Here is a 26,624-nt window from a genome sequence, read left to right as displayed (position 1 = left end):
TTTTGGTCTTTGAGAAATGGTGAATTTAGTTTATTTTTGCAACAACATGCAATTAAAATTTTATTCATTGTTCATTTAAATCCCCAGAAGACTTTCACCGAAAAAGGTGAAAACGTTGAAACAGGAAACATTGCGCTTTTTTAATTCAGGTTTAATAAACAACATTAAAATAGTACGATTTTAATGATAAAAATTGAAATTTAGCTTGATTTCAGAAAATACTATATTTAACTTGTACTGAATCCTCATTTTGATTTACGCGCACGGGAGAATAAAAAGATGAAACGTTTTTCCTCGTTGGTGATTCTCGTTTTTTTATTTTTGACCTTTTGTTCTAAAATGACCACCAACACCGACCATCCGGTTAATTTTGAAGCCGGCCAGCTATCGCTAACGATCGACATGAAAAAGGCGCCTGCAGAGGTGGCCTATTTAAAAGGTTTTTTAGCCAGAGCCGACCACGATACGATCTTTTTTGATTTTGAGATTGTGGACGGGCTGGCTTATGCAACCATTAATGAGGTCGAAAACGGGGAATGGTATTTGCAAGTGGATGCTTATGATGGGAGCGGCAATCGAAAATATTCTGGCTCGGTTTATGTTTTTGTAGAAGCGGGTAAAATTACGCCTGTATTTCTAAACCTGGTAAAAATATTCGGAGGAATTGACATAACCGTAAGCTGGGGCGGCGTTCCGCAAAACATGATGCTTTTAATGGCCCTCAATGCTTCCGACAACTGGCGCATTTTACTCATGAAGGAAGATGGTTCTAAAATTTTCGATTTGATTGACGGACGATATCCCATGTGGATTAACGACCAACGTGATAAATTTATGTTTTTAAGAAACGGGGATGAACTTTGCGAATTTGATTTATCCACGCATAACGTAAAGTTTATTGCTTCTCTGGGAGTCAATGCCAATTTTCTTTTCTATTCTCGTCCGTTAAACCGCATTTTATTCGACTACAAATATTTTGGCGATTATTCCTATCTCTGGCAGTTGGCTTCGGTTAATGTTGATGGTCAGGATTTCCACACCATCCTGAGTGACACGAGTAAAAAGAAATATCCGGCTACTCCTCCCAACTCCGACTGGATTTACTATCATGTAAACCACAATGGCAGATTTCAAATTTACCGCATCAAACATGATGGGAGCCAGAATCAACCGGTTATTGCTGGTGATTTTCACTGCGAATTTCCTTCATTTAACCGTAGCGGACAACAGATGGTTTACACGAAAATTTCTTTAGATTCTTCCTACAAGGCCGTGGTCATTCACAATCTGACCACCCATCAGGAACAAGAAATCGATGTCAGTCAACTGGGGCAACCGACCTATCCTGCGTTCTCGTATGACGGAGCCGACGTTATTTTTTCTGTGATCGTAGGACCGGAACATAAAGACAGACAACTTTTTCGTTTTAATACGAATACAAATAATTTAACACAAATTACAGCCGGTCGTGAATATTTCTGGTATGCCCGGCCCGTTTTCTGGTAAAAATTAAAGTGAGGTGAATTATGAGAGGGCTTGCCTTAATTTTAGTGTTCTTCATTCTGGGACTTTTTAGCGCATGTCAAACCAATTCTCCGGGTCTTGTTGAACAGGAGCCAACACCTCCAGGCTCTTTAAATTTAAAAATGGACATGCGACAAGCCCCCCGTGAAGTTTCCGCCATTGAAGGCATATTAGCCAACGAGCAGGACACGCTTCGTTTTCAATTTACCATTGCCGACAGCTACGCCGTTGCCGAAGTTAATGGCATTCCAACCGGTTCCTGGACATTAACCGTAAATGCTCTGGATGCTGATGGAACTGTCATCTACAGCGGTAGCACCACCGTTTACATTGCGCCTGGAATCATTACCCCGGTTTACTTACAACTGAATCCAGTGAGCGGTTCGTTGCGGATCATAGTAACCTGGGGCGACACCCATCCAGATTTGATTGCCTACTTTCCTTTTGATGGGCATTTAAACGACCAGAGCGCTTTTCAAAACAATGCGCTGGATCATGGGGGCGTGACCTTTGTACCGGGCAAATTTGGCCAGGCTGTCAACTTTGATGGCATTGACGACTATCTTGAAATTCCGCACCTTGACATATACAATCTGGACGAAAAAACCATTGCTTTCTGGTTTTACAAGAATAATGATTACATTCGCGAGACGCCGGGTTGGATGGATAATGAGGGATTAATTTTCAAATCATTTGATACCAGTTTAAAAAGAGATTTCAGCTTTCTAATTCAAAGCCAAACGCCACCGTTTAATTTTAAATTTAACGTTTACGATAACAGCGATTCGTTAACGTTTCTAACGGTTTATGAAAGCATTTTACCAAAAACCTGGTATCATATTGTCGGTGTTATCTCCAAATATACTGTTAGGCTTTATCTTAACGGAAAATTAGTGAAAGATGCTAACTTTTCCGGAAAACTTTATCATAATGAAGCGCCAATAATTTTGGGAGTGGTACCACCACCTGGCAGTTATCCCTCACGCTTTTTCAACGGTAAAATAGATGACTTTGTAATATTGGGTTATGCCCTCTCCTCTCAAGAAGTTATTGATATTTATCAGAATGGATTTCAAAATTAAGGTGAGTTTATTGTTTTGTGTTCTCTTTAAACATTGATAAATTTTTTACGTCGACAATTTTCAATCCTATCAGCAAAATAGGGAATAGTACAAGTAACACGGATTTAAACGTAAGACGAATTAGCAATGAATATTCATTCCAGAAAAACGAAATTGTTATCAATCCTGCGCTTATTAGAATAATTGCGGCCACTTTGTAAAATTCATAAGTAACAGGATACAATTTTTGCGAATAGCGCGTAATCAGAACAAATGCCAAAATTTGAGAAATCAACGTTGCAACACTTGCGCCCATTGCCTTATATGACGGGACCAACAGAATATTTAAACCAATGTTTAGAATTGCCACAAAAGTGATAACCAGGGCTGTAATTTTTGTTTTTTTCTTAATATTAATTCCAATCGCTGTAATATTTCGGAGCAAACCGAAAAGTATAGCAAAAGAGATTATTGGTACAATTTGATATGCAGGATAATATTGTTCTGAGCGAGAAATCAGAACAATCAATTCTTTTGCATATAAGGACAAAATAAATACAAATAAAATTAAAATAAATGTAAAATACGTAAGTGTCTTTGAATAAAATCGAACATTGTCTTTACTCGACATCATTTTATACATGACCGGCGTTAAAGCCCAACTAATGGATTGCCCAATAAATACTTTGATACTATTACTTATTTTAAATGCAAATGAGTATATCCCAACATCATTCAAGTCCGCTAAAAATTTTAGACTGTAACGATCGGTGATCGACAATATAATGCCTGCAATTGAAGTTAGTACCATTGGTAAGCCAAAGGCTAACATGCTTTTTAATACTTTTCTCTCAAATTTAAACCGAACATTTTGAAGAAAATATTTCGTCAAAAATAAAAAGAATACCAGAAAACCCACAATTTGAGCTAAATAAATGCCTGCAATACCCTTTTCTAAATTAACCACAAAATAAATTGTAAGCACCAAATTCACCGTAAAACGAGCAAGGTTTGATACCGCATAAAGCGTTGAACGCTCTTGAATACGCATTAGATTTAATATGGAACGACTTAAAATATTTAAGGCGACCGTAATTGACATTAACTTAATTAATAAGCCATATTTACCAGCAGAAAATAAAACAACGGCTAAAAAGTCTGAAAAATAGAGTAATAAAATAAGCAATCCGCTTCCTACCAGAACAAGAGTAGAAAATATTGTAAAGAATAATGTTTTCTGTCTGTTTTTAAATTCCTCTTCCCAGTACCAGCGATTTAAAGCAAAAGATAATCCCAGATCGAAAATTGAACTTAAAAACTGTCCAGTAATTTCAAGTATTGCAAGTACGCCATAATCAGCAATAGTTAGATATTGCGTGTAAATTGGTAATAAAATAAAACCGACTAATTTTGCTGACACATTTCCAAAACTATATATGATTGAATTTTTACCAATACGCAAGAATTGTGATTTCAATTCAAAACTACCTACTTTTTATTAAATCATTATAAATTTGTAAATATTTTTCTTTTTTATTTTCAAAGCGGAACAGTCTATTAATTACAATTTTTTCGAAGTCCCAATTTGGTACGGGGCGCTGATTAATAAAATATTCGAATGTTTCCTTTATACTCGTTATGTTATGGACATCAACCAGGTGAATATTAAAATCAAATACATCTTTTAAAAATCGATAACTCGGATTTTTATGGACAATTAAATTAGAATCTGACAAAATTGCTTCGAAAGTGGTACGTGAAAGCTGTTCCTGCGATGTCAATGATAAAACAACGTTTGATTCGGCGTATAATGCACGCATTTCTTCATATTCTAAGTTCTGTCGGGATACAAGAACCTTGCTTGCCAAATTATTAGCTTTAATAAATTCCTTTATTTTACTTTCTAAGTTTGCATTAGCATTCCGATTATGAAAAATAAACTTAACTGGTTTATCTGTTTTTAAAAGTTCAATTGCCTTTAGGATATTTAAGTGATTAGAATTCTCGACAAATCCTCTGGTGTACAAAAAAATGTATTCTTGCGGCTTAATTCGAAATTTTTTCCTAATCTTTTCTCTCAAGTTTGCTGGTGGGGGCTGAAACAATTTATCTTCAACGCCCCATAAGATTGTTTTGATTTTATCCGCCTGCTTAGAAAATTCTTTTTTAATCTTTTCCTCCATTGAATACCAATTCACCCAAATTAAAGAAGCCTTTGCCATTAGCTTTTTTAATATAATTTTATTTTTTAATTTTTGCCTGTAGGCTAAATTAAAATCACTTCCCCAGATATTTAACACAATTGAAGGATTGTTTTTTAATAAGAAGAGTGGAATTGCCATATAGGTATAAAATAAACCATGGAGATGTATTATCTCTGGATCAAAGGCATCAATTTGTTGAGAAATTTTTTGAAGATATTTGTAGCGCTGTAAGTAATTTATTTTTTTTAATTCCTTAAGGTTTTTAAAATAGATTACGTCAAAGTAATTCTGATAAAGCTCCTTAAACTTTCTCTTTTTTTCTGTGTCACAATCTTTTATTAAAATTAAAATTTTGAGTTTTGGGTCGCCTACGAACAAATCGAACCACTTCTTGTTATTAACAGAATCAAAATCACCGCTGGTGAATATGTAAAGAATTTTTAATTTTTTTACCATTCTATTCATTTATCCAAGTTTATTGAACAATTCCTGGTAGGCTTTCCATTTTCCAATATCAATCCATGATTTTTCACTAACCGGAAAGACTCCCACACGACCGTTTCGTTGTTTAATATTCTCGATCAGATTTGTTATATGAAAAAACTCATTGGGAGGAACCTCTTCAAGTAGATGCGGTTCTAATACATAAAGTCCTGTATTCACCTGAAACGTAATTTGGGGTTTTTCGCTAATCCTGGTTAATAAGCCGTCATTACCTGTTTCCAAGATGCCGTAAGGAATTTCGTAATGATGTAATGCAGAAACAATGGTTAATTCGTTCTTATTTTCTTTATGATATTTGTAAACCTCTCGATAGTCCTGGTCAATTAAAACATCACAATTAGAAACAAAAAATGTGGAATTTATCTGTTTTTTCAGCAGGTACAAACTACCTGCTGTGCCTAATGGCTTCTGTTCTTCAATGTAGCTTACTTGATAAGGACGGTTTTTAATATTTCTGAAATATTGTTTGATCATTTCCTTTTTATAATTAACTGATATATAAAATTGGTTACACCCAATTTCAACAAAACTTTCAATTATCATTTGAATGATTGGTTTTTCACCAAGAGGCACCAGAGCTTTTGGAATGATATTGGTTAACGGCTTTAATCTTGTCCCCTCACCACCGGCCATTATTACAACTGGTAAATCTATTTTTTCGTCAAGGCCTGTTTTTTTTAAACCAATAATATCATCCCAAAAAAGAACATTTACAATATTATTCTGACTATCGATAACAGGCATGAATTCTGTACGAAACCGCAACATGGTTTCTTTGACGGTAGCTAAATCGTCATTATCTGTGGCCACCTTTATTTTATTCTTTGTACGCAATATCTTTTCTATGGGATTATCAAAACCAATACCCTTGATAATAGCACGCTGAATGTCGCCAATACTTAATAGACTGTAAAATTTATTATCTTTAACCACAATCAGCAGTTTGCGCTTTATTTGATCCATTTTTTTAATAGCGTCGAGAATGGTATGATTAAAAGGAATAAACAAATTTTCATAATTTTTGTTTTCCATATCAACCCCAAATTTTAATATATTTTAAGCTCTTACCTATGCCCCATTATTATTCGTCAAGGAATTGTTCAAATTCACTTTCTTTTAATGTGGCATATACTTCATCAACAATTTCGACATCCAACTCCTGGCGCCATTGATGCAAATTTATTTGCCCTTTAAATACGCTGTAGGTATCGTTTTGATGGATCGTTTTGGACTTTTTTATAAACTCCAGTGTTTGTTCCTCAACTTCTAAATTTAAGAATTGAAATAATTGCTGAACCATTTGCTCGGTGTTACGTACCAAAGTTTCATATCTGATTAAGAAAAACCTATCAGGGAATCTCTGCTGAAGCCATAAAAACATTTTTGCAGCTTCCATCCAACGATGAAAACCAAAATACTCTTCAGGTTTAAAAAAGTTCCTATCCTGAGCAAAGCGCCATTGTTCATGAAAATTTAATTCAGGGAAAAATTCTTTGGGGGCTTTGCGCCAGGAATTTAGCACGGCGCAAGGATGCCGCACAATTCCAACAGCTTTTAATTGCGGAATATTTTCCAAAAAAGGGTTTATAAGGTAATGATAGCGCACATGTTTCATCACCAGAAACTCAGGCGTAGTCTTTTTTACTTTAAAGTGCGGATAAATTCCCTCTTTTTTCTGAATTGTTCGATCTAAAAACTCATCTTCATAATGATACAACTCAACTAAAAATTCATACATTTCCTGCTGAGAGCTACGGATATGTATGCGATCTTTAAATGAATTAGAGAACAACGGCTGAAACTTGTACCGTACGTTAGGCGAACTATCCAGAATTTGTGCCAACCAGGAAGTACCTGAGCGCGGCACACCATGAATAGCGACAACATCTTTAAATGGTAATTCGATGGTCAAATTTTCTCCTCCGGTTCATTGTTCTGGCAAAGTCGATATTTTAAAAAATATTTAATGGATTTCAGATCGGGACATTTCTTTTCTGCCATTTTCACAAATTCTTGATATTTTTCTTTATTAAATATTTTCCCGGCAATATAAAAAGGCTTCGTTGTAGGTGAAAACTTGCGCTTGAAGCGTAATAAAGAGTCATTTTCTGCAGAAGTTGCTCCTCCACCCAGGTAAAATATCGAGAATCTACTTCTGTAATATTGAATCAGTTGATCGAATAAAAATGGATTGCCATTTAAAGCGTAATACTCAGGAATCGATGCGCCTAAATGGTAATAACAAATCGGCGCCGATTCCAGTACAACAACCATATTTATTATTTTGTCTTCATAAAGAATTCCAAACAGTTTTGCATTTTTCAATTTAAATAGATTTTCGAAGTACGTCTTTGGGAAAAAATAGAAAGATTCCGCTCTGTTCTTTTTCATAGTTTTATAGTAAAGTTCCTGGAAATATCGAATATTATCAAGAGTAGGGTTTAGCATTGAAAAGTGTAAATTATTCTTTTCTGCTTTCCTTAAATTCCTACGCAAAGAGGGATGATATTCTTTATAGATCGTTTCATAGGGTTTGTCTAATTGAACATAAACGGTCTCTCTATCACGAATTAAAAAATCGAAATACTGGCCAAAATTAAGTGGAAAATCATTGAAAGGATTAAAGCGATAAAATTCAGCAACAATTCTGTTCTGCTCACATTTTTTTTCGTATTCCTTTAATGCCTGACCGATAAAATCAGCATCCTGGGTATTGCTCCAAAATCCTCCATATCCGTACGGACTTTCCAGATCATAAAATTCTTCATTACATTTAATTGTTCCAAACTGCGGGATCGGGCGTTTAATAGCAATATTTTTTAATATTTTTCCGCCTTGGATGTATTCAAAATCAAATATTTCTTCATCTGATTTTAAATAGAGATTTGCATAATCAATCAAATAATAAATATCATTTTCAAGCATTGGATGATTCTCTTCTTAATACCTCGACAATTTTCTCGATTTCCGTTTTCTTTAAATTCACCGAACTCGGAATATTGATTGTAGAATCAAATAGTTGGATGGCTTTTTCGATTCGATAAGCTTGAAAAGCTTTAAAAGGCTTTTGCCAGTGATTTAAATACCAAACCGGACGGGCCTGAATGCCGTTAGCGTTCAACCGTTCGATGAGCTCCATCTTAGTTAAACCGTAACGTTTATCATCGATCTGCAAGGCGTACAACCAGAGATTGTTCAAAGCATACTGCGGAGGCGATGCCAAACGCAAACCACGCACTTCTGCCAATCCCTTTTGGTACATTTCATAGTTCTGTTTTTTTATCTCAAGAAACTTTGGAAGTTGTTCTAATTGGGCAACACCCACCGCTGCCTGTATGTTTGTCAATCGATAATTATAGCCAATTTCATGATGAATATATTGTAAAGCATCATCCTTAGCCTGAGTCGTTAGATATTTTGCTTTTTGCGCATAGGCCTCATTATTGGTTAAAATCATTCCTCCGCCACCAGTTGTAATAATTTTATTACCATTAAATGACAGGCATCCGAGGTCTCCTATAGTTCCGCAGTGCTTTCCAGCCAGATTTCCAGACGAATAAACAGTTCCTAAACTTTCCGTGGCATCTTCAATTATTTTCAGGTTATATTCCGAGGCAACGTTCAACAATTCTTCCATTTGCACAGCATTACCAAAAACGTGAACCGGTAATATGGCTCGTATTCGCCTTTTACTTGTTTTATTATAGGTAAAGCCGTTTTTGCGATACGTATTGCTTTTCAAAAAATCTTCTATTTTTTCAATATCAATATTATAGTAATCATCACAATCAAAAAAAACGGGATAGGCCCCCACATATCGAACAGCATTAATTGGAGCAATAAAAGTCAAAGTTGGGACCAGCACCTCATCATCAGCCTGTACACCGGCAACAATTAAAGAGATATGTAATGCTGCTGTTCCATTGACACAAGCAATAGCGTACCTAGCACCAGTGTACGTACTTATTTCTTTTTCAAATCTTTCTACAAACTCTCCCACCGACGAAACCCATCCGGTGTCAAGACATTCCTTAACATATTTCCACTCATTTCCACTAATTTCAGGAATAGATAATGGTATCATATTTTTCCCTTAAATAATCTCTTCAAACATTGTAAATATCGCTCTTGTATTTTGCTAAATTTTCCTTTTTCGTAAACCAGTCGATGGTAATCTTCAATCCTTCGTCCAGGGTAAAATCCGGCTTAAATTGTACCGCCTGCCTGATTTTTTGATTGTTACAACGCAAACGCAGCACCTCCGAATCTTTTGGTCGCAAACGCTGCGTTTCAGACACAATATTCGCTTTTACGCCCATTAAGTCCATAATCTTTTGCGCCAGTTCGCCAATGGAAATTTCCGCATCCGACCCGATATTAAACACTTCGCCATCGGTATTTTCGCCTTCGGCCAGCAGAATCATCCCTTTGCAGGTATCTTTCACAAAATTAAAATCGCGCGTGGGCCGCAAATCGCCCAGCTTGATCTCTTTAGCGCCGGCTGCCAATTGCGTAATAATCGTGGGAATGACCGCTCGCGCCGACTGCCGCGGACCGTAGGTATTAAACGGCCGGGCGATGGTTAACGGCAGTTGAAAGCTGTAATAAAAGCTCATGGCAATGGAATCGGCGCCAATTTTACTGGCGCTGTAAGGCGATTGGGGCTGTAATGGATGTTTTTCATCGATTGGAACGTATTGCGCCGTGCCGTAAACCTCGCTGGTGGAAGTGTGAATGACCTTCTGCACCTGGTGGCGCAACGCCGCCTGACACACATTCAACGTACCTTTGATATTGGTATCGATGTAACTATCCGGCGCACGGTAAGAAAAGGGAATGGCAATCAGCGCCGCCAGATGAAAGACCACATCCACCCCTTGGACCAGTTCATCCACAAAATGCGGATCGCGAATATCGCCGCTAACGACTTCCAGACTTTCCGATTGGGGAATCTCTTCCAGCCAGCCCCAGTAGTTAAACGAATTGTAATAGGACAACGCCCGTACCCGGCAGCCTTTGCTCAACAACAGTTCCGTCAGGTGCGAACCGATGAATCCGTCGGCGCCGGTTACCAGCACCGTTTTTCCTTCTATTTTCAATGTTTTTCCTCCCGCTTCTTTGACAGATGATCGTACAAATCAATAAGCGGCTGAACCGTTTTTTCCCAGTTCCACTCTTCTTCAATGGCTCGCCGCCCATTTTCTCCCATTGTTTCTCGTAGTTTTTCATCACGGTAAAGCTTTTCAACGAGGTCCACCAACTTTTCGCCTTCCTTTTCAAAATCTATGGTAAAGCCGGATTGATGCTTTGCAATCATCGTACGGGGCAAAATAAAATCGGGCGCGATAACCGGTTTACCAAGCGCCCAGTATTGAAAGACCTTTGTTGGCACCTTGTCATCAACTCCTTTATATCTAAGCGACGGATAAATACCGACATGAGACAATTTGATATAGGCGGCGATTCGCTCCACGGTTTCCCAGCCTGCAAAATACACAATATGATCAAGATTTAATTCTTTCGTTAGCTTCTTCAGCTCGGGCAAATACGTACCATCTCCTACAATAATAAATTGAATTTCGGGTATTCGCTTTTCAACTTCACGCATGTGGGGTATCACCTTTTGTAAACCGCGTAAATAAGAAATCCCTCCCACATAAATCACATTAAATCGCCCTGTTAATTGTTTTTTTATGTCCTCATCTATTTTATCGGGGGTCATAAAGTCGGGCTCTGGTGTATTGGGAACAAAAATAATCTTGTCTCTTGAAACGCGATACTGCTTAACCATTTTATCGATGAGGACAGGAGAGACGCCTATCACGTAATCGGCAAGCTGTAAGTGTTTTTTTTCGTACGATTTCCACCGACTTAATTTTTTGACGATTCTACCCACTAAAGTATTGTAATGAGGCGTTTGTTCGATCCAGTCGGCGTAGTCTTCATGCATATCCAGAACCAGGGGAATTCCGAACTTTTTACTTAACTGCCAGGCAATATGGCTCAATGGAAGATCATGAACATGTAAGGCCTGAATGTTGTATTTTTTGATCTGGCCCATTAATCTTCTTTTCCAGAACATATTGTACAAAGGAAAAACATTAATTAAGGCATACAATTTTTTGAATAATTGGCGGGACATAAAAAATCTATGAACTTTAATCCCGTTTATGGTCTCTTCACTTTTTAAATGACCATGATTAAAACAAAATAGATGTACTTCATGGCCATTCTTAATTAAGCTCTTTGCTTCCTTTTCCACACGATGATCCGGCGGGAACTCCCTGTCAAGTATCATGCCGATTCGCATTAAGCTTCTCCTTCTAATAAAACCAAAATAGGTTCGCTGGCAAATGTTTCTTTTAGCTTAAGATATTCTTCATCCGTTAAAACAAGCACATTAATCTTTCTTTCAATCAAGGTTTCTGTTTTTTTTCTTACGCGTTCCAGCTCAGAAAAATTAATTTCATCTCCCACCACCACCAGATCGATTAACCCCGTATCTTTACCGACCGCATAATCGCCGCGAATAAATGCATATTTCACCTTACCCAGCTTCTGAATGATATTGGTGGCTACTTTATCGATACCGATCGATTTCATAACAATATTGTGAATATCTTCAAACAGGGGATGTTCTGTGTTGGCCTGATAAATAATATTTCTACCTTTTTTAACGGCCTTTAAAATTTTAGCTTCCGTTAATTTATTAAGTTCTTTTCTAATGCCATTGGTAGATTCTCCAAACTCGCTGGCTAATTGTCGCAGGTAACCGCTCATAGAAGGGTTTAAGAAAAAACGCATCAATAGCTTAATCCGCGTATCCGATGTGATTAAGGATTTTAACATAAAACCTTTTTCGAGTATTTTTTTTGCTCAAAAAATATACACATTTTGTTCAATAATTTCAAATGAAAAATCGCGCCTTGAAGATTAAAAATGAAATTATCTCTCTTACTTAAAGCGAATCATTTTGCAGCTATTTATTAATATTTGAATTGTAAAACAAAAATTTAGTAGATTTGCCACAAGTTATTTACATTTTGGGATTGGTATTTAAACAAAGGAAAACTTTATGGATAAAAATAGGATTCTGGTTCTTTCTCCCCATACAGATGACGGCGAATTAGGTTGCGGCGCAACATTGAATAAGTTCATTAATGAAGGAAAAGAAGTTATTTATGTTGCCTTTTCTACGTGTGAAGAATCCGTGCCAGAAGGATTTCCTCGCAACATTCTTTCAATTGAGGTCAAAAAAGCAACCAATGAACTGGGCATCAAAGAAGAGAATTTAATCATTAAGAACTATCCGGTTCGTCATTTTCCTCAATATCGCCAGCCCATCCTGGAAGACCTGGTTAAATTAAACCGTGAGCTGAAACCTGACCTGGTTTTTGTTCCTTCTTCATTTGATATTCACCAGGATCATAAAACCATTTATGAGGAAGCTATCAGGGCTTTTAAGAAGACGTCGATCTTGGGTTACGAATTTATGTGGAATAACTTTTCTTTTAGCTCTGCCCTTTTTTCTGTTGTGAATGAGGAGAATATTCTGGCTAAAATTCGGGCCATGGATAAGTATGAATCACAGTCGCATCGTTTTTATGCCCGGGAAAAGTTAATCAAAGGTTTAGCAACCTACCGTGGCTTACAAATTTCTGAAGAGTACGCAGAAGCGTTCGAAGTCATCCGGTGGATACTCAGGTAAGTGTCATCTATGAAAAATTATCGATTCATTTCAATTAGCGGTACCGGACGTTCCGGCACCAATATCACAAAAGATATTTTAAGTAAACATCCCGATGTAGGAACTCTCCCATTTGAACATCGCTTTACTATTGATCCTAAAGGTCTTGTAGATACCTTTAACACTTTACGTTTCACATGGTCGCCTTACGTGGTTGATTATAAGATTAATGAACTTGAGAATTTTTTAAAATTAATCGGGAAAAGAAAATTTTGGCGCTTCCAGCTTGGTCAATTGATCAAATGGTTAAACCGCCATGGTCTTAATATAACGCCTCCCGCCTATTATGCCTGGGAATTAAGCAAGTGGTTTCCGGATTATTTCGAAATGGTTGAGAAACTGATTCAGCAGCTGATCGATTTTAAATACAGGGCAACCTGGCCCGGAGCAGCGCCCTTCAACAAAAACAATCAAATGCGCTTTGTAAGTTATGAGAAAAATCTGGCAAACATATTTGGTCGTTTTATTCAAAATCTTTATCAAAGTTTTTTGAAGGCTCATAACAAAACGCATTTTGTTGAAGATAATACCTGGTCCATCTTATTTGCCCCCGAACTTTTTACGATGCTTCCTGAGATCAAATTCATTCATGTTTTAAGGGATCCACGCGATGTGGTGGTTTCGTTTTTAAATCAGAAATGGACGCCCAATGACCTGGATCAGTGCATTGATTATTATATTTCGATCATTTCAAAGATTATTGAGAATAAGAAAAAAATTCCTGCTGAAAACATTCTGGAAATCAGCCTGGAACAGCTTGTAGAAAAACCGCAAAGGACCATGCGCCAGGTTTGTAAATTCTGCGGTCTGGACTATACGGATGATCTATTAAAAATAGACCTTTCCAGATCAAATAAAGGTCGCTGGAAGCTTGAGCTCAATGTAAATGAGCAGCAAAGATTGAACCACAAGTTAAAAAATTATATTGATCTATTCGGCTATTGATGATATTGATTGCTTACGCCACTTCGTCCCTTAAATGGTCATGTTTTTTATTTAAAGTAATTGCCGGAGTGTTTTCAATGCTCCGCCTTCTATCCCGACATGCCCCTCCGGTACCCAGCTTTCCCGCGGATTGATGCGAATCAGCGTGCCCTGATGCCATTGGGCCAGCCGTTCGCAGGTAATGCGCACCGTGGGCACCGCCGTGCCGGCGCCAATCTCAATAATCACCAGTTTAAAATTTTTTTTATCGATTTCTTTCAACCAGTTTTTAAAACGACTTTCCTGAGCGTCTGTACGCCGCGAAAGCCACTGCCAGTCGTTAAACATCAATATATTCGGTCGAGCCAGAGCGCCACAATGCGGGCAGCGTGGCAACGGCGGCAAAGCGCGAAAGCGCTCCATGTCGATATTTACCTCCGTGCCCTCGGCCGACCAAATATCGGTTCCACAAGGACGGACACATTGCAAATGGTGAATGGAACCGTGCACTTCCACCGTGCGCTCTTCGTCAAAGCCGGCTTTTTGAAACTGGCCATCCACATTAGAGGTAAATACAAAGTAGCCGCCGGGCAATCGCTTCCCATACTCAAGCAGCAAAGCAAATCCCTCGTGAGGTTGGGTCTGGCGGTAAAGATTTAGGCGATGACCATAAAAAGCCCAGGCCAATTCTGGATTTTCCGTAAACCAGCGCGGATTGGCCAGATCGGCAAACGAAAGCCCCAGCCGCCGGGCAACGGGGTAGTTGTTCCAGAAGCCTTCGTTGCCGCGGAAATCCGGCAGGCCGGAATCAACGCCCATCCCGGCTCCGGCGGCAATGACCACCGCCTGCGCTTCGTTAATGGCCTGTCTGGCGCGCTGCAATGCCTGTTCCATCTTAAATTACTCCCATCCCAGAGCCGCGTAACCAACCCAGTGACGCACGTGGGCCGGCGCGGTAAAGCCCATGCGCAAATCCTCTACAGGCAACGGCGTATGATCGATGCTGGTGGCGTAGCCGATCAATCGGCCCTGCAAATCCTGTTTAAATTCATGAGCCAGCCAATAGGCCGTTTCCAGTCCCATAGGCACGGAGTACCGCCCGCACCAGGTCCATTTGTATTTACGAAAATCGTCCGGCTGCACGGTAAATTCCATAAAGCGTCTGATCTTTTCTTCTTGCAGCGGGCCGTTTAAACAGCTATTGATGATCTCCATCTCGTGTTGCACGGCTTTTTGGTAGCCGGCGGAATCGGTTCCGTAATAAGCAAAATTTTTCCCACCCCAGTCTTTGTCGCCGTAGTGCACGGCGTCGGTGCTAATGAGAAGCGCCAGGTCTTTGCCCCACTGCCAGTTGCGGCTTTTCATCACCTTTGCAATGGCTCTGGCCAGCGGTTTGGCAATTTTTTGCATGCGTTCAAACGACATGTAGGGAACCAGAATAGAAACAAATTCACGATCCCTTCGGTAGTACTGCAAAAAGGGCAACAGCGCTTCCACCGAGTGTTCGATGGTTTGCATGGAATCGTTAATCTGGTACACGCCTTCCGGCAACGCGCGGATAATCTCTTCGCGGATATCGGAAACTTTAATGGGACCGTAAATGCCATGCCAGGCGGGATAGGTATCAAAAATAATTTGATCTTCCAGATTTAACAATCGCGCTTTGTGCGCCACGCCAAAGATGATCACCGTTTTAGCTTTAATGCCTTCCATCACCGCCGGATAGAGATAGCCTACATAACCGTAGTCGTCGTGCGGGCAAACAGCGACTTTAAATTCGCTTTGAGGCGTGATTTTTCCCTGAATGATGGCGTTTAGCAGCTGCTTGTTTTGCAGACGGTGAATTCGCTTCATTAACGAATCCATCTGCCAGGCGTACCGGGCAAACCCCACGGTATCCACCGGAGCCCGTACAACGCTTTTCCGTGCCATCGACGCGTCTTCCTTTGTACACTGCCAGACAAACGGCAAGATAAAAAGCAGCGCAAAAAGGAACATTCGCTTATTCACTTTCATTCTGGCCCTCCCAAATTGATTTGATGGGCCGGTAAGAATGGGAAGGGTTTAGGGGGTTAGGAGTTTAGGAATTTAGCTTCTCCTATTAGCCGCAAAACATCTTTTCCCCTCTATACACTCTTCACTTCCTTCCCTTCTTTCTCCTCCGGCCTTTCCCTATTCAACCGTTCGATCCGCCGCCTGGTAAACAATCTTTCCGCCGATGATGGTGTAAAGCACCTTAGTCGATGGAATTTTGTAAGGCGGATCGTTTAAAATATCGCGCGAAAAAACGGTTACGTCTGCCAGCTTGCCGGGTTCCAGGCTGCCTTTTAACTGCTCTTCAAAGGCGGCGTAGGCATTATTGTAAGTGTAGGCTTTTAGCGCCTGCATGGCATCCAGGCTCTGTTCCGGATAAAAGTAGGCTCCGTTTTTCATGCGTCGTGTAATTAGAGCGTAAAAATTGGCCAGGGGATCAATGGGCTCCACTGGAGCATCGGTGCCGTTGGCCACCACCGCGCCGCTTTGCCAGAGCGTTTGCCACAGGTAGGCCTCTTCGCGGGCGCGTTTTTCGCCGATGCGCTGTTCCACCCAGGGCCCGTCCGATGTGCAGTGAATGCCCTGCATGGCCGCAATCACGCCCAGGCTGGCAAAACGGGGTACGTCAACGGGATGAATCAACTGGGCGTGTTCAATGCGCCAGCGTAAATCTTGTTTATCCGGATTTTCTTTAAAGACCCGCTCGTAAACGTCCAGCACTTCATGATTGGCGCGGTCGCCAATAGCGTGCGTGCACAACTGAAATCCGTGTTTGATGGCGATACGCGCCGTGGCCAGCAGGGAATCTGGCGAGATGACATTATAGCCCACGCTGCCGGGAGCGTCGTCGTACGGTTTAAACAGCCATGCCCCGTGCGAGCCCAGGGCTCCATCCATGTAGCGTTTGATGGCGCGCACCGTTAAAAAGTTATTGGCGTAGCCGATCAGACGGTATTGACTTAACATTTGCCGCAAGCGCTGATCGGGCTCTAAAATCATCACATACAGGCGCACTTTCAACTGTTCTGTTTCGGCCAGACGCTTAAAAAACTCAATATCGGCAAAAGAGGCGCCGGCGTCATGAAAGCTGGTAATGCCGTTTTTAAGGCAGGCTTGCATCGCTTTTTTTGCGGCGCGCAATTTTTGCTGTTGTGGATTTTCGCCAACCTGCTGGTGGTAAACCTTCCATACCAGGTCCATGGCGTTTTCCAGCAGTACGCCGGTGGGATTCCCCCGCGCATCGCGTATGATTTTGCCGCCCTTCGGATTGGGCGTTTGACGCGTAATACCGGCCATTTCCATCGCCTTGCGGTTAATAAACAGGGCATGGCCGCTGGCATGGGTTAAAATTACGGGATTTTCCGGAGAAACCTGACTTAAAGCGTCATGAACCGGATAGCCTTCGACCAATTTTTTGGGACGGCTGTCCCACTTTTCCTGGTGCCAGCCCCGGCCGATAATCCACTCGCCCGCTTTAGCCTGCGCCGCTCGATGGGCAACGCTATCCACAATGTCCTGCCAGCTGCGCGTGCGCGTGAGGTCCAATCGCAGCAGCGCTTCACCCAATCCCAAAAAGTGGGCGTGACCTTCGATGAGGCCCGGCGTGACCAGCGCGCCTTTAAGATCGATGACGCGCGTGGTTTCTCCTTTCATTTTTTCGATCTCCGCGGTTTTGCCCACGGCTAAAATCCGATCGCCTTTTACAGCAAGCGCCTGAGCAATGGTGTTGTGAGAATCCAGGGTTACAATTCGACCATTGAGCAAGATCAGATCCGCTTCCGGCCCTTTCTGGCAGGCCGTAATCAAACCTAACGTCAACATTAACCAGAGCGCCATCGTTCTCATCTTATCACCCTCCTTCTTCTTTTTGCACAGCGCTTTCGCTTTGAGTCATCATTATTCAAGAAACTGGCTGGCAAAGTAATCCACCTTCAACTTGCTGCCGGTGGCTTTTTCGATCATCTGATTCCAGGGATAGGTTTTCCCCGGTTTAAAGACCTTTTCTTTTAAGTATTGTCCTACGCGCGGGTCATTAACGTACGTGACCTTTTGCCAGTTTTTAGTTTTGTAAATATGATGCGTGATGTACATGTGCAATTGCGAGGCAAATAGTTCGCCTAACATGTAGTTGTGGTAGTAACAGGGGGCAATGGCAAAATGAATTTTAGAGGCCCAGTCCGGCTCATCTCTGTTCTCCGGAGGGGTAACCAGTTGATATTGTTGAACCATTTTCCACCATAATTTATTGAGATTGCGATCGGGATTTTTGTAAAGCGCCTTTTCAAAATTATACATCACCAGTGCCCAGCGGGCAAAGATCAGCTGTTTTAAGCGCATGTAACGATTCAAATCGGGTTCGATTTGCTGGCGTACTTCATCAGACAAATTCAAAACCTGCTGCATCCAAAAAGGGTTGCGGCTGAGGCGCCCGAAGAGCATGGCCACGCCTTCTGTGGTAAAGATATGGGCCGGCTCGCGCAGCAAATAGGGCACAGAAGGATCGTTGTATTTATCGTAAACGGCATGGCCCAGCTCATGCAAAAGGGTTTCCATCCAGCTTTCGTTATTTTTTAAATTGCAAAGAATACGCACATCGCCTTCTCTGTCAAAGTCCTCGCAAAAGGCGTGGGGATTTTTGCCATCGCGCTCGTAAAGATCGCTCTTCGCCAGGATGGATTCCACAGGCAATTCAATCCCGGCAAAAAACTTTACTGCGATCTCTTTGACATCATTGTTCTCATAATATTTATCCAGATTAACCTGGAAGACCTGTGGCGTTTCCTGAAAAAAGGGATCGTGGTAGTGCCAGGGACGCAACTGCTGCACAGAGATATGGTACTTTTGGGCCAGCAACTGATCCAGCGCTCTTTTGGAGTTGTAAAAAGGCTCCAGCGTGTACTCGGCCACATCCCACATGATGCGATCGATTTGCTTAACGCGTTGTTCGGAAAGCTCCAGAGACATGGTGTGGTAATTTTCGAATCCTAATTTTTGCGCGGCCTGATTACGCAACTTTACCAGTTTAATGATGTCATCCGCCACCACGCGACCGACCTGCTTGCTGGCCTCCCAGGCGGCCTTACGCCGAGCGTTGTCCGTTTCGTTTTTAAGAATTTCTAAAATTTCGTTATTGGTCACTTTTTTGCCATTTAAGGTTGGCCGAAAGGTGCTGAACTTCTCTTCAATTTTGGAACTCAGCTCCACCATCTGGCGCAAAAGCGTGGAATCGATCTGGTTTTGCAGGTAGCGATTGTAAAGAATTTGCAATTGGCGCTTTAGCAATGGATCTTTAATTTTTTTGGATGTTTTTAAATCTTTAAGAAATGCGAACTCTTGCGGATTGCTATAGATTTTACGGATTTTCAATTCCAGTTCGGCCGATTTTTTATAGGCTTCTTGCCTGCCGGTTGTGGCCGCTTCCCAGTATGCTTCTTTGGCCGCTTTTTCCAGCGGTTTTATTTTCGCAACATGTTGTTCAATAAATTGCTGCAATGCTTCCTCCCTGTTCTGTTTTTGGCAAGAAACGAATAACAAGATACTCAAGATTAGAATGCCCATTAAACGCATGGCGCCCTCCACCGTTTGATTAACCCCTGCCTTAATATTCAACATATTCGGCGAATCCCTTTTTTACCAGCACATCGTTGACGTTTAACCAGCGACCGTCTTCTTCCACCAGCCAGATTTCGGCGATGTAACGACCGTAGCGTCCGGTGCGATCTTTCAGAGTTTGAATAATCACCTCGCGGCCGTCAATTAAAGCGCGCAAAAAATCCCTGGCTCGTAAACCGTCTTCCCGTTCGTCGCCGCGCAGTTCCGGGGCGTCGATTCGCGCCAGTCGAATGCGTTCGCCCCTGATCCAGGTTTTGAGCCCCAGATCAATATCCACCGTGCAGGTGTCGCCGTCGTACACTCTTTGCACAATGGCACGATAAAAATATAAATTTCGTTCCATTTTAATTCCCTAATGGTTAATAAATTTTTAATTCACAACCGATAAGGTAAAAATTTTCACCTATTAAATGCAACAGAAGAATGACTGAAATACAATCTGTTCTCAGCCCGCGACCGCTCTTCCGAAAATAATCTTTCAATAAAACGATTGTTAAAGCCAGAGTTAAAACATAATAATTCGTCTCGCGCGAATCGCGCCCACTTACGCAGATTTTTTTTACTTCTTTCTGCGATCATCTGCGCAATCCGCGTGAAATGAAAACCTCCGTACACCAGGCGCGCTCTTTTGTCTCTCGCGGATAGCGCCGATTTATGTACAATGTATTGAAAGTTTTGAGACATGGAAAACTCACCCCCTGTTTCCCCCTCTTTTTGGAAAAGAGAGGGGGAGTTAGTACACTGAAAATACTAAAGTTAACTATGTTAGGGGGTGAGTTAAAAACACAATTAAATGACAGCAAATATTTAAAAAGATTTCTATTTTTCCTTCTGCGATCACCTGCGAAATCCGCGTGAAATGAAAACCTCCGTACACCAGGCGCGCTCTTTTGTCTCTCGCGGATAGCGCCGATTTATGTACAATGTATTGAAAGTTTTGAGATATGGAAAACTCACCCCCTGTTTCCCCCTCTCTTTGAAAAAGAGAGGGGGAGTTAGTACACTGAAAATACTAAAGTTAACTATGTTAGGGGGTGAGTTAAAAACACAATTAAATGACAGCAAATATTTAAAAAGATTTCTATTTTTCTTTCTGCGATCATCGGCGGAATCTGCGTGAATTGGCTGATTAAATGAAAGGTTCTCTGGTTGCCATGGTAATTGAAAAATCAAAAGTTTTGAAAAAATCCCGGTGTTTCTTACATTCCAGTCCGTTAATCGAAGCCCAATAACCATTAAAAAGGATGCAGCCCCATGATCAATTTGGCCTTTTTCGTTACCTCTCACGGTTACGGACACGCAGCCAGAGCCTGCGCCATTATGCAGACCTTCTTGCAGAAATTTGCCGACATCCACTTTTTAATCTTTAGCGAAACGCCAGAATGGTTTTTTGAAGATTCGTTGCCCCGGGGCTCTTTTACCTACATTAATTTTTTTACGGATGTGGGGCTGGCGCAACGCTCTCCTTTTGAAGAAGACATCCCGCAAACGCTTGAATTACTTAAAAAACACTTTCCGTTCAAACCCCAAAAGATTAATGATCTTGCCCGATTACTAAAGCGATTTCAGGTAAGACTGATTTTAAACGACATTTCTGCGCTTGGAATTCTGGCTGGCAAAAAGGCTGGCATTCCTACCGTTTTAATTGAAAATTTTACCTGGGACTGGATTTACCAACATTACACCGAGCAATTTCCAGAATTACTGCCTTTTATCGATTATTTAGCTTCGATTTACCAATCGGTGGATGTTCATTTTAAAGCCCGGCCTTTTGTGGTAAATGATAAGCGGGCCATCGAAACGGCGCCCATTGCCCGCCCGGCCAGAAAATCGGCCAGCGCAACGCGCCAGGCGTTGAAACTGAATACCGACAAACCCGTCGTTCTCATTTCAACCGGGGGCATCGTAACGCGCCATCGGTTTGTTTCCGAATTAAAAAAAATTAAAGATTTCTATTTTATTGTACCGCACGATGTGGCCAAAATGGAACGCAGCGACAATCTGGTCGTTTTACCGCATCACTCACCCTTCTACCATCCGGATCTGGTGGCGGCCTGCGATGTGGTTGTCTGCAAGGCAGGTTACAGCACGGTCGCCGAAGTCTATTTACATCAAAAGAAAATACTTCTGGTCAACCGCCCCTTTTTTCCTGAATCCGCCATCATCGAATCGTTTGTTAAAAAAAATCTGGCCGGCGTGGTGATTACTCCTCAAACATTTAATGAAGGCAGATGGACGCATTATCTGAACGAAGTTTTGCAAAAAAAAGAAGCGCCGCGGGTTAAGGTTGCCAGCGGCGCTGAAGTTGTCGTAAAAAATCTTGAAGCGTTTTTAAATTAATCGAAACTGGATAAAAATCTCCCGCATGGTCAGCCTATTCCCCTTTCAAAGCTTGCGCGCTCAGGCCTCTCCATCATTATTTTTAAAAAAGGCCGACCGTCATTCGATTAATTTTTTCTCAAAATAGCCCAGATTCCCAGCCCAATTAACACAAAAGGCAGCGCCGGGCCAATAATGGCCAGGGGCAGCATTAAAATGGCTGTTAAACCGGCCAGCAGCCCCATGGGGATCAAAATCAAGGGCGTTAAAATGAGCGCGATGACCAGGCCCAATAATTTAAAGGGCAGGGTCAGCATAAAAATGCCCGCATGAAAGATCAGCCCCAACAGCTTCAACACAATCCAGGCCACAACAATAAAAACGAAAAATGCGATAATAAAATCCATTAGCGCTCCTTTTTTACAGAACAACTCTTCTGTAAATTACGCAGAGTGTTGGCAAAAGATTCATTCGTCGTTAATCAAAATGACAAATCCTCTGGCCGGGGCTGCCACTTTAAGCTGTCCACCATCTGTTTTTACCTGCGAATTGCGCCAGACATCCCTAAACGAACTGGCGGTTACATCGGGAATGGTTACGTTTTGCGCCTCAGGCGAGCGGTTAAAAACCAGGTAGGCCTGTTGCTCATTCAGCACGCGTTTAATAACCAGCAGATCGTTCGTCATGCTTTGCGAAATAAACTGGAAATCGCCCTGTTTCAGGACTGGATGTTGCTGTCGGATTTGAATCAATTTTTTGTAGAAATTAAACAGCTCCGGATCAAAGCCGTTTTCGTCAACCGGACGCGTTTTGCCCGGCAGAGGATGATGGCTTTCGGGTTCGAATGTCATCTCCGGCCAGGTCATGGGCTTGCGATCGTCCGGATCATCCGCGCCCCACATGCCGGCCTCGTCGCCGTAATAGATGATGGGCGCGCCGGCAAAGGTCATCTGAAAGGCGACAATCAGTTTTTGAATGTCGCGCTCATCCTGATTTGGCTTGCGCACCACATACTGCGGATTGTCGCGCGGGCCAGCCTGCCGATCGTAACCGCGATCCGGATTGAGTATCATGGAGGCCAGGCGATCCGTATCGTGAGAATCCAGCATGCTCCACAACAAATTCAGGTTCTTCAGACCGTACCGTTCTTTTAAATCATTCATTTTTTTAGCGAACTCTTCGGCGGAAATGGCCATCTTGTGATTAATAAAAAACTCCATAACCGCTCGCGAAAACATGTAATTCATGGTGGCGTCGGTTAAATTTTCTGCAATCCAGCCGGAAGCATCGTGCCAGATTTCGGTAACTACAATGGCGCCGGGATTGACCTTTTTAACCAGGGCGTACCATTCTTTCCAGAACGGCTTGGCCACCTCTTCCGCCACATCCAGCCGCCAGCCGTCAATACCGTCCGAAGGATCGCCGTCGCCGTTAGGGTCCATCCAGCGTCTGGTGGCGTTAAAGATGTACTGCCGCGGACCGTCCACAATGCCGTTCTCGTCTTCTTTCAATTCCGGCAGAGTTTTCACGCCCCACCAGCCCTTGTAATCGAATTCATTTTGGGGCGTGGTGGGATCGTCCCAGCTAACAACCGAATACCAGTGGGCATAATGAGAATTCTGCTGATTTTTAATAACGTCTTGAAAGGCAAAGAATTCGGTGCCTGTGTGGTTAAAAACGCCGTCAATCACAATTTTGATGCCGCGCGCATGCGCTTCTTTTATTAATTGCAAAAACAGCGAATCGGCCTTCGTCCAGATCCAGGTCGAAGGGTCTTCGGTTTCGTTGGCCTGGCGCAGGCGCTGCATATCGCCTTTAGCGTCCGGCCCAAAATTATTGTCAATATGATGATAACTGGAACCGTCGTACTTGTGCAAACTGGGCGCCTCGAAAACGGGGTTGAAATAGATGGCCTCCACGCCCAGTTCTTTTAAATAATCCAGCTTTTCAATAACGCCGATTAAATCGCCCCCGTAGCGTCTTGTAAAAACAACGTCGTAAAAGCGGTCGGATTGCTTCTTTTCCCAGGGCTGCATCTTGTACCAGTCAGAAGTCCAGGGATGTATTTGCCAGCCGGGCTGCAGATCGGCGCCGGGCACTTCGTCGGCCGTCGGGTCATTGGCCGGATCGCCGTTATTAAATCGTTCAGGGAATATCTGATACCAGACAATCCCGCTGGCCCAGTCCGTATTCCGTTCGGCTTGCGGCGCCTGACTGGCGCATGAAAAAACAACTGAAGCAATGAAAAGACCAATTAAAAAAATCCTCATAAATCCTCCAATACGTAACTCATATCTGAACGACTAAGGTAAAGATTTATGAAAATATAAGCAAATTTACCGAACATCGTTTGAGGGATTGAGGATTGAGGATTGAGGATTGATAATTACTTTATTAAATTCGTAATTCGTAATTCGTAATTGATAATTCGTAATTCGTAATTCATAATTCGTAATTGATATTTACTCCCCCGCCCTGCGCTGTACAAGGTTCAACACCATCTGCAGCATAATCAGAGATAAAAGAGCGGCCACCAACGTCCATTTTGCGCTTGTAATCCAGGCGCTTACGGCCGCCGTGGTAAGCACGCTTTGCGGATAACCAAGGACCATTTTAAATTCCAGAATGTTTTCCAGATAATCCAGAGCGCCAATGGCAAACGGCGTCCATTTAAGGTAATGCAAAACGCTTTTGGCCCGGCTCGCCATTTTCATGATTTCACGCAACAACAGCACATAAATTAACGGATAAAGCATGTCGATTCCCAGACAGAATAGATACCATTTTCGCCCTTCGCTTCCATAACGCCGGAGTAATTCAAAGGCCTCATGCGGCGCATAGTGAAAGCGGACATCCAGAATCTGGCCTGTTCCTGCAATTTGTTGCAGACGGTCAAGCGCCAGACCAAATGCGATTTGAAAAAGCAGAAACGCCCCTAAAAGAATAAAGAAGCGCTTCTGCTGTACCAGAATTTTTTTCATCCGTACTCCATTCCGAAACCGACAACGCCTGTCCGACTACTTTAACAAGAGCATTTTTTTCACCTGCGTAAAACCTGCTGCTTTTAGCTGGTAAAAATAGACGCCGCTGGGCAAATTGCGGCCGTCAAACAAAACGGAAAACTGCCCCGCTTTTTGCTGCTGGTTAACCAACCGGCCATTCAAACGCCCGGCGCTGTCGTAAACCGATAACTGCACATGGCCGCTTTTATTTAACGCATAGCGAATGGTTGTAACAGGATTAAAAGGATTGGGATAATTTTGCAGTAAAGCCATGGTATAAGGGACGGACGCTGGCTCCACAAAACTGATGGATTCTGCCACCTGAATACTGACCGGCACTTCAATATAGCCCTCGTCCGGATCGTTGCTGGTGATCTGAATGGTTGTCGAATACGCTCCCTCCGTCTCTCCAGAAGTAAAAGAGATTTCCAGATAGCCGTAAGTCTCCGGCGGCAAAACCATACTGGTTTGATCAATGGTAAACTGGCTGTTCGTGCTTTGAATGTCGCTAACCGTTAAGTCCTTTACACCGGTATTGATAATGGCCAGATAATAACGGGCCGTGGTATTAAATTCCACCGTATCCATTTCAACAGACAACGGGCTGACCACGATTTCCGGATCGCTCGGAATGGGTTCGCCGGAAATGCTGGGCAGGCGGTCGGCAAATTCCGGATGGTCAATAAACGGATTGCGATTATGCTGCCAGTTATTGTAAATGCGATCGTTTCGACGCCGTTCCCAGTTATCCACGCTATCCATCCAGTGCCACTGGTACAGCGTCGATTTTTTGCCGAACACAGGATCGTTGGCCGTGGTGGAAGGCGTGTAATCGACCAGTTCCAGATCGTAGCCCTCTTCGCCCTCATAACGCACCACCATGTAGTACATCATGCGCGCCACATCGCCCTTGTCTTCGTCGCGCGGCTCCCATGAATCGCTGTCATAATAGCAATTGGTCACCCCGTCCGGATCGGTGTAAAGGCTGCCGCCGTTATCAAAATCCAGATTGCCGCGTTTGCTGTTTACCGAAACGTCGCAGGGCCGGATGTGATGGGCGTCTGTGCCGGCCGGAGGGTCGTTGTCAAAATCGCCGTGTGATTTAGCCCACACGTGCTCGCGATTCCATTGATCAGGATCGCCTCCGTGATCGCTTTTAGGATAGGACCAGCCGGTGTAAATCAGAATCACGTTATTCGGATTGTTGGGGTCTTCATCTGTATCCGAAAGAACGGTCCACAAATCGGCATAACTTTTCTGCGTGTGTCCTTTGATGATATTGTGCAAGGCCGATTTTAATTCTGCGCCCCACAAATTTTGCGTGGCATCGTAATAGGAGTCGCTGTAATAGGCCTGCGCAGAGGTTTCTATGATTAAAGGATGGATGCCATGATCAAATTCAATGTGTAAAAAATCGGTGTAATTGACATTTTGATCGCTTTCAAAATAGATATCAAAAATAAGGTCGCTGTTGGGCGGCATGGGCAGCGGATTTAAATCGCTGCTGAAAACGGCTTCTTCGAACTCGGCTTTTAAAATATGCACTACCTTATCGGAGTTGTTGTGCAACGTAACCTGACGCGTGTGCTTTTCATAAGCGGCTACAGAGCCGAAATTCACCACCGTGTCCGAAGCAGTGATCATTTGCCAGTCGTTTTGCGCAAATAAAAGATGAAAGGAAAAAACAAGGAAA

Annotated in this window: 23 protein-coding genes and 1 pseudogene; 5 read left to right on the top strand and 19 right to left on the bottom strand. The window is 42.3% G+C overall.

The window, feature by feature from the left end:
- Positions 1–279: 279 nt before the first annotated feature.
- Both Cabys_RS20015 and Cabys_RS07685 read left to right on the top strand, forming a co-directional pair.
- Positions 280–1,506: a TolB family protein gene (locus tag Cabys_RS20015; protein WP_006929745.1), complete on the top strand. Its 1,227-nt coding sequence runs from the start codon at positions 280–282 to the stop codon at positions 1,504–1,506.
- A 146-nt stretch (positions 1,507–1,652) separates the two neighbouring features.
- A complete protein-coding gene (locus Cabys_RS07685) occupies positions 1,653–2,606 on the top strand; it encodes a LamG domain-containing protein (protein ID WP_169313655.1) in 954 nt (317 codons plus the stop codon).
- Between the two features lie 7 nt (positions 2,607–2,613).
- Here Cabys_RS07685 and Cabys_RS07680 read toward each other — a convergent pair whose 3' ends face one another.
- The 9 genes from Cabys_RS07680 to Cabys_RS07640 are packed head-to-tail and all read right to left on the bottom strand — an operon-like array spanning position 2,614 to position 12,142.
- Complete coding sequence (locus tag Cabys_RS07680; RefSeq protein ID WP_169833700.1) at positions 2,614–4,047, bottom strand: flippase; 1,434 nt, start codon at positions 4,045–4,047, stop codon at positions 2,614–2,616.
- Between the two features lie 22 nt (positions 4,048–4,069).
- Entirely contained in the window at positions 4,070–5,245 is a 1,176-nt protein-coding gene (locus Cabys_RS07675) for a glycosyltransferase (protein ID WP_006929741.1), read from the bottom strand.
- A 9-nt stretch (positions 5,246–5,254) separates the two neighbouring features.
- Complete coding sequence (locus Cabys_RS07670; RefSeq protein ID WP_006929739.1) at positions 5,255–6,325, bottom strand: nucleotidyltransferase family protein; 1,071 nt, start codon at positions 6,323–6,325, stop codon at positions 5,255–5,257.
- Positions 6,326–6,374: 49 nt separating this feature from the next.
- Positions 6,375–7,205 carry a sulfotransferase family protein gene (locus Cabys_RS07665; RefSeq protein WP_006929737.1) on the bottom strand — a complete coding sequence of 277 codons (831 nt, stop codon included), beginning with the start codon at positions 7,203–7,205 and terminating at the stop codon, positions 6,375–6,377.
- Positions 7,202–8,218, bottom strand: a complete 1,017-nt coding sequence (locus Cabys_RS07660; RefSeq protein WP_006929735.1) for a GNAT family protein — start codon at positions 8,216–8,218, stop codon at positions 7,202–7,204. Before Cabys_RS07660 ends, Cabys_RS07665 begins: the two co-directional genes overlap by 4 nt.
- Positions 8,211–9,377, bottom strand: coding sequence for a LegC family aminotransferase (locus Cabys_RS07655; protein WP_006929733.1), 1,167 nt, complete (start codon positions 9,375–9,377; stop codon positions 8,211–8,213). The genes Cabys_RS07660 and Cabys_RS07655 overlap by 8 nt, the downstream gene beginning before the upstream one ends.
- 22 nt (positions 9,378–9,399) lie before the next feature.
- The gene (locus Cabys_RS07650; RefSeq protein WP_006929731.1) at positions 9,400–10,392 is read right to left on the bottom strand and encodes an NAD-dependent 4,6-dehydratase LegB; all 993 of its coding nucleotides are present in this window, start codon (positions 10,390–10,392) and stop codon (positions 9,400–9,402) included.
- Positions 10,389–11,603 carry a glycosyltransferase family 4 protein gene (locus Cabys_RS07645; protein ID WP_006929729.1) on the bottom strand — a complete coding sequence of 405 codons (1,215 nt, stop codon included), beginning with the start codon at positions 11,601–11,603 and terminating at the stop codon, positions 10,389–10,391. Before Cabys_RS07645 ends, Cabys_RS07650 begins: the two co-directional genes overlap by 4 nt.
- Positions 11,603–12,142: a helix-turn-helix domain-containing protein gene (locus tag Cabys_RS07640; RefSeq protein ID WP_006929724.1), complete on the bottom strand. Its 540-nt coding sequence runs from the start codon at positions 12,140–12,142 to the stop codon at positions 11,603–11,605. Before Cabys_RS07640 ends, Cabys_RS07645 begins: the two co-directional genes overlap by 1 nt.
- A gap of 226 nt (positions 12,143–12,368) precedes the next feature.
- On the opposite strand from Cabys_RS07640, the gene Cabys_RS07635 reads away from it, so the two are divergent.
- Positions 12,369–13,001, top strand: coding sequence for a PIG-L deacetylase family protein (locus Cabys_RS07635; protein ID WP_006929722.1), 633 nt, complete (start codon positions 12,369–12,371; stop codon positions 12,999–13,001).
- A 9-nt stretch (positions 13,002–13,010) separates the two neighbouring features.
- Positions 13,011–13,985, top strand: coding sequence for a sulfotransferase family protein (locus tag Cabys_RS07630; RefSeq protein WP_006929719.1), 975 nt, complete (start codon positions 13,011–13,013; stop codon positions 13,983–13,985).
- Between the two features lie 51 nt (positions 13,986–14,036).
- Here Cabys_RS07630 and Cabys_RS07625 read toward each other — a convergent pair whose 3' ends face one another.
- The 5 genes from Cabys_RS07625 to Cabys_RS07605 all read right to left on the bottom strand — a co-directional run bounded on the left by Cabys_RS07625 (position 14,037) and on the right by Cabys_RS07605 (position 19,953).
- Positions 14,037–14,858: an SIR2 family NAD-dependent protein deacylase gene (locus Cabys_RS07625; protein ID WP_006929717.1), complete on the bottom strand. Its 822-nt coding sequence runs from the start codon at positions 14,856–14,858 to the stop codon at positions 14,037–14,039.
- Between the two features lie 6 nt (positions 14,859–14,864).
- A complete protein-coding gene (gene amrB / locus Cabys_RS07620; protein WP_006929715.1) occupies positions 14,865–15,980 on the bottom strand; it encodes an AmmeMemoRadiSam system protein B in 1,116 nt (371 codons plus the stop codon).
- A gap of 156 nt (positions 15,981–16,136) precedes the next feature.
- Positions 16,137–17,843 carry an amidohydrolase gene (locus tag Cabys_RS07615; protein WP_006929713.1) on the bottom strand — a complete coding sequence of 569 codons (1,707 nt, stop codon included), beginning with the start codon at positions 17,841–17,843 and terminating at the stop codon, positions 16,137–16,139.
- Positions 17,844–17,894: 51 nt separating this feature from the next.
- Positions 17,895–19,490: a M2 family metallopeptidase gene (locus Cabys_RS07610; protein WP_169313654.1), complete on the bottom strand. Its 1,596-nt coding sequence runs from the start codon at positions 19,488–19,490 to the stop codon at positions 17,895–17,897.
- Positions 19,491–19,596: 106 nt separating this feature from the next.
- Complete coding sequence (locus tag Cabys_RS07605) at positions 19,597–19,953, bottom strand: thermonuclease family protein (RefSeq protein WP_006929709.1); 357 nt, start codon at positions 19,951–19,953, stop codon at positions 19,597–19,599.
- A gap of 911 nt (positions 19,954–20,864) precedes the next feature.
- Between Cabys_RS07605 and Cabys_RS07595 the strand changes: the two genes are divergently transcribed.
- On the top strand, positions 20,865–21,950 hold the full coding sequence (locus tag Cabys_RS07595) for a glycosyltransferase family protein (RefSeq protein ID WP_006929701.1): 1,086 nt from the start codon (positions 20,865–20,867) through the stop codon (positions 21,948–21,950).
- Positions 21,951–22,057: 107 nt separating this feature from the next.
- Here the strand turns inward: Cabys_RS07595 and Cabys_RS07590 are convergent, their stop codons facing one another.
- From Cabys_RS07590 to Cabys_RS20805, 5 genes and pseudogenes are all read right to left on the bottom strand, one after another.
- Positions 22,058–22,336 carry a hypothetical protein gene (locus Cabys_RS07590; protein ID WP_006929699.1) on the bottom strand — a complete coding sequence of 93 codons (279 nt, stop codon included), beginning with the start codon at positions 22,334–22,336 and terminating at the stop codon, positions 22,058–22,060.
- A 60-nt stretch (positions 22,337–22,396) separates the two neighbouring features.
- On the bottom strand, positions 22,397–24,199 hold the full coding sequence (locus Cabys_RS07585; protein ID WP_006929697.1) for a glycoside hydrolase family 13 protein: 1,803 nt from the start codon (positions 24,197–24,199) through the stop codon (positions 22,397–22,399).
- A gap of 192 nt (positions 24,200–24,391) precedes the next feature.
- Entirely contained in the window at positions 24,392–24,910 is a 519-nt protein-coding gene (locus Cabys_RS07580) for a hypothetical protein (RefSeq protein ID WP_006929695.1), read from the bottom strand.
- 36 nt (positions 24,911–24,946) lie between these two features.
- On the bottom strand, positions 24,947–25,543 hold the full coding sequence (locus Cabys_RS20810; protein ID WP_472297433.1) for a T9SS type A sorting domain-containing protein: 597 nt from the start codon (positions 25,541–25,543) through the stop codon (positions 24,947–24,949).
- 42 nt (positions 25,544–25,585) lie between these two features.
- Positions 25,586–26,413: pseudogene (locus tag Cabys_RS20805) on the bottom strand (endonuclease I family protein); the annotation flags it as partial.
- Between the last annotated feature and the right edge of the window lie 211 nt (positions 26,414–26,624).

The sequence above is a fragment of the Caldithrix abyssi DSM 13497 genome, assembly GCF_001886815.1.
Classification (GTDB): domain Bacteria; phylum Calditrichota; class Calditrichia; order Calditrichales; family Calditrichaceae; genus Caldithrix; species Caldithrix abyssi.
The sequence above is the reverse complement of the archived record's forward strand: the minus strand, read 5'-3'. Positions and strand labels throughout refer to the sequence as shown.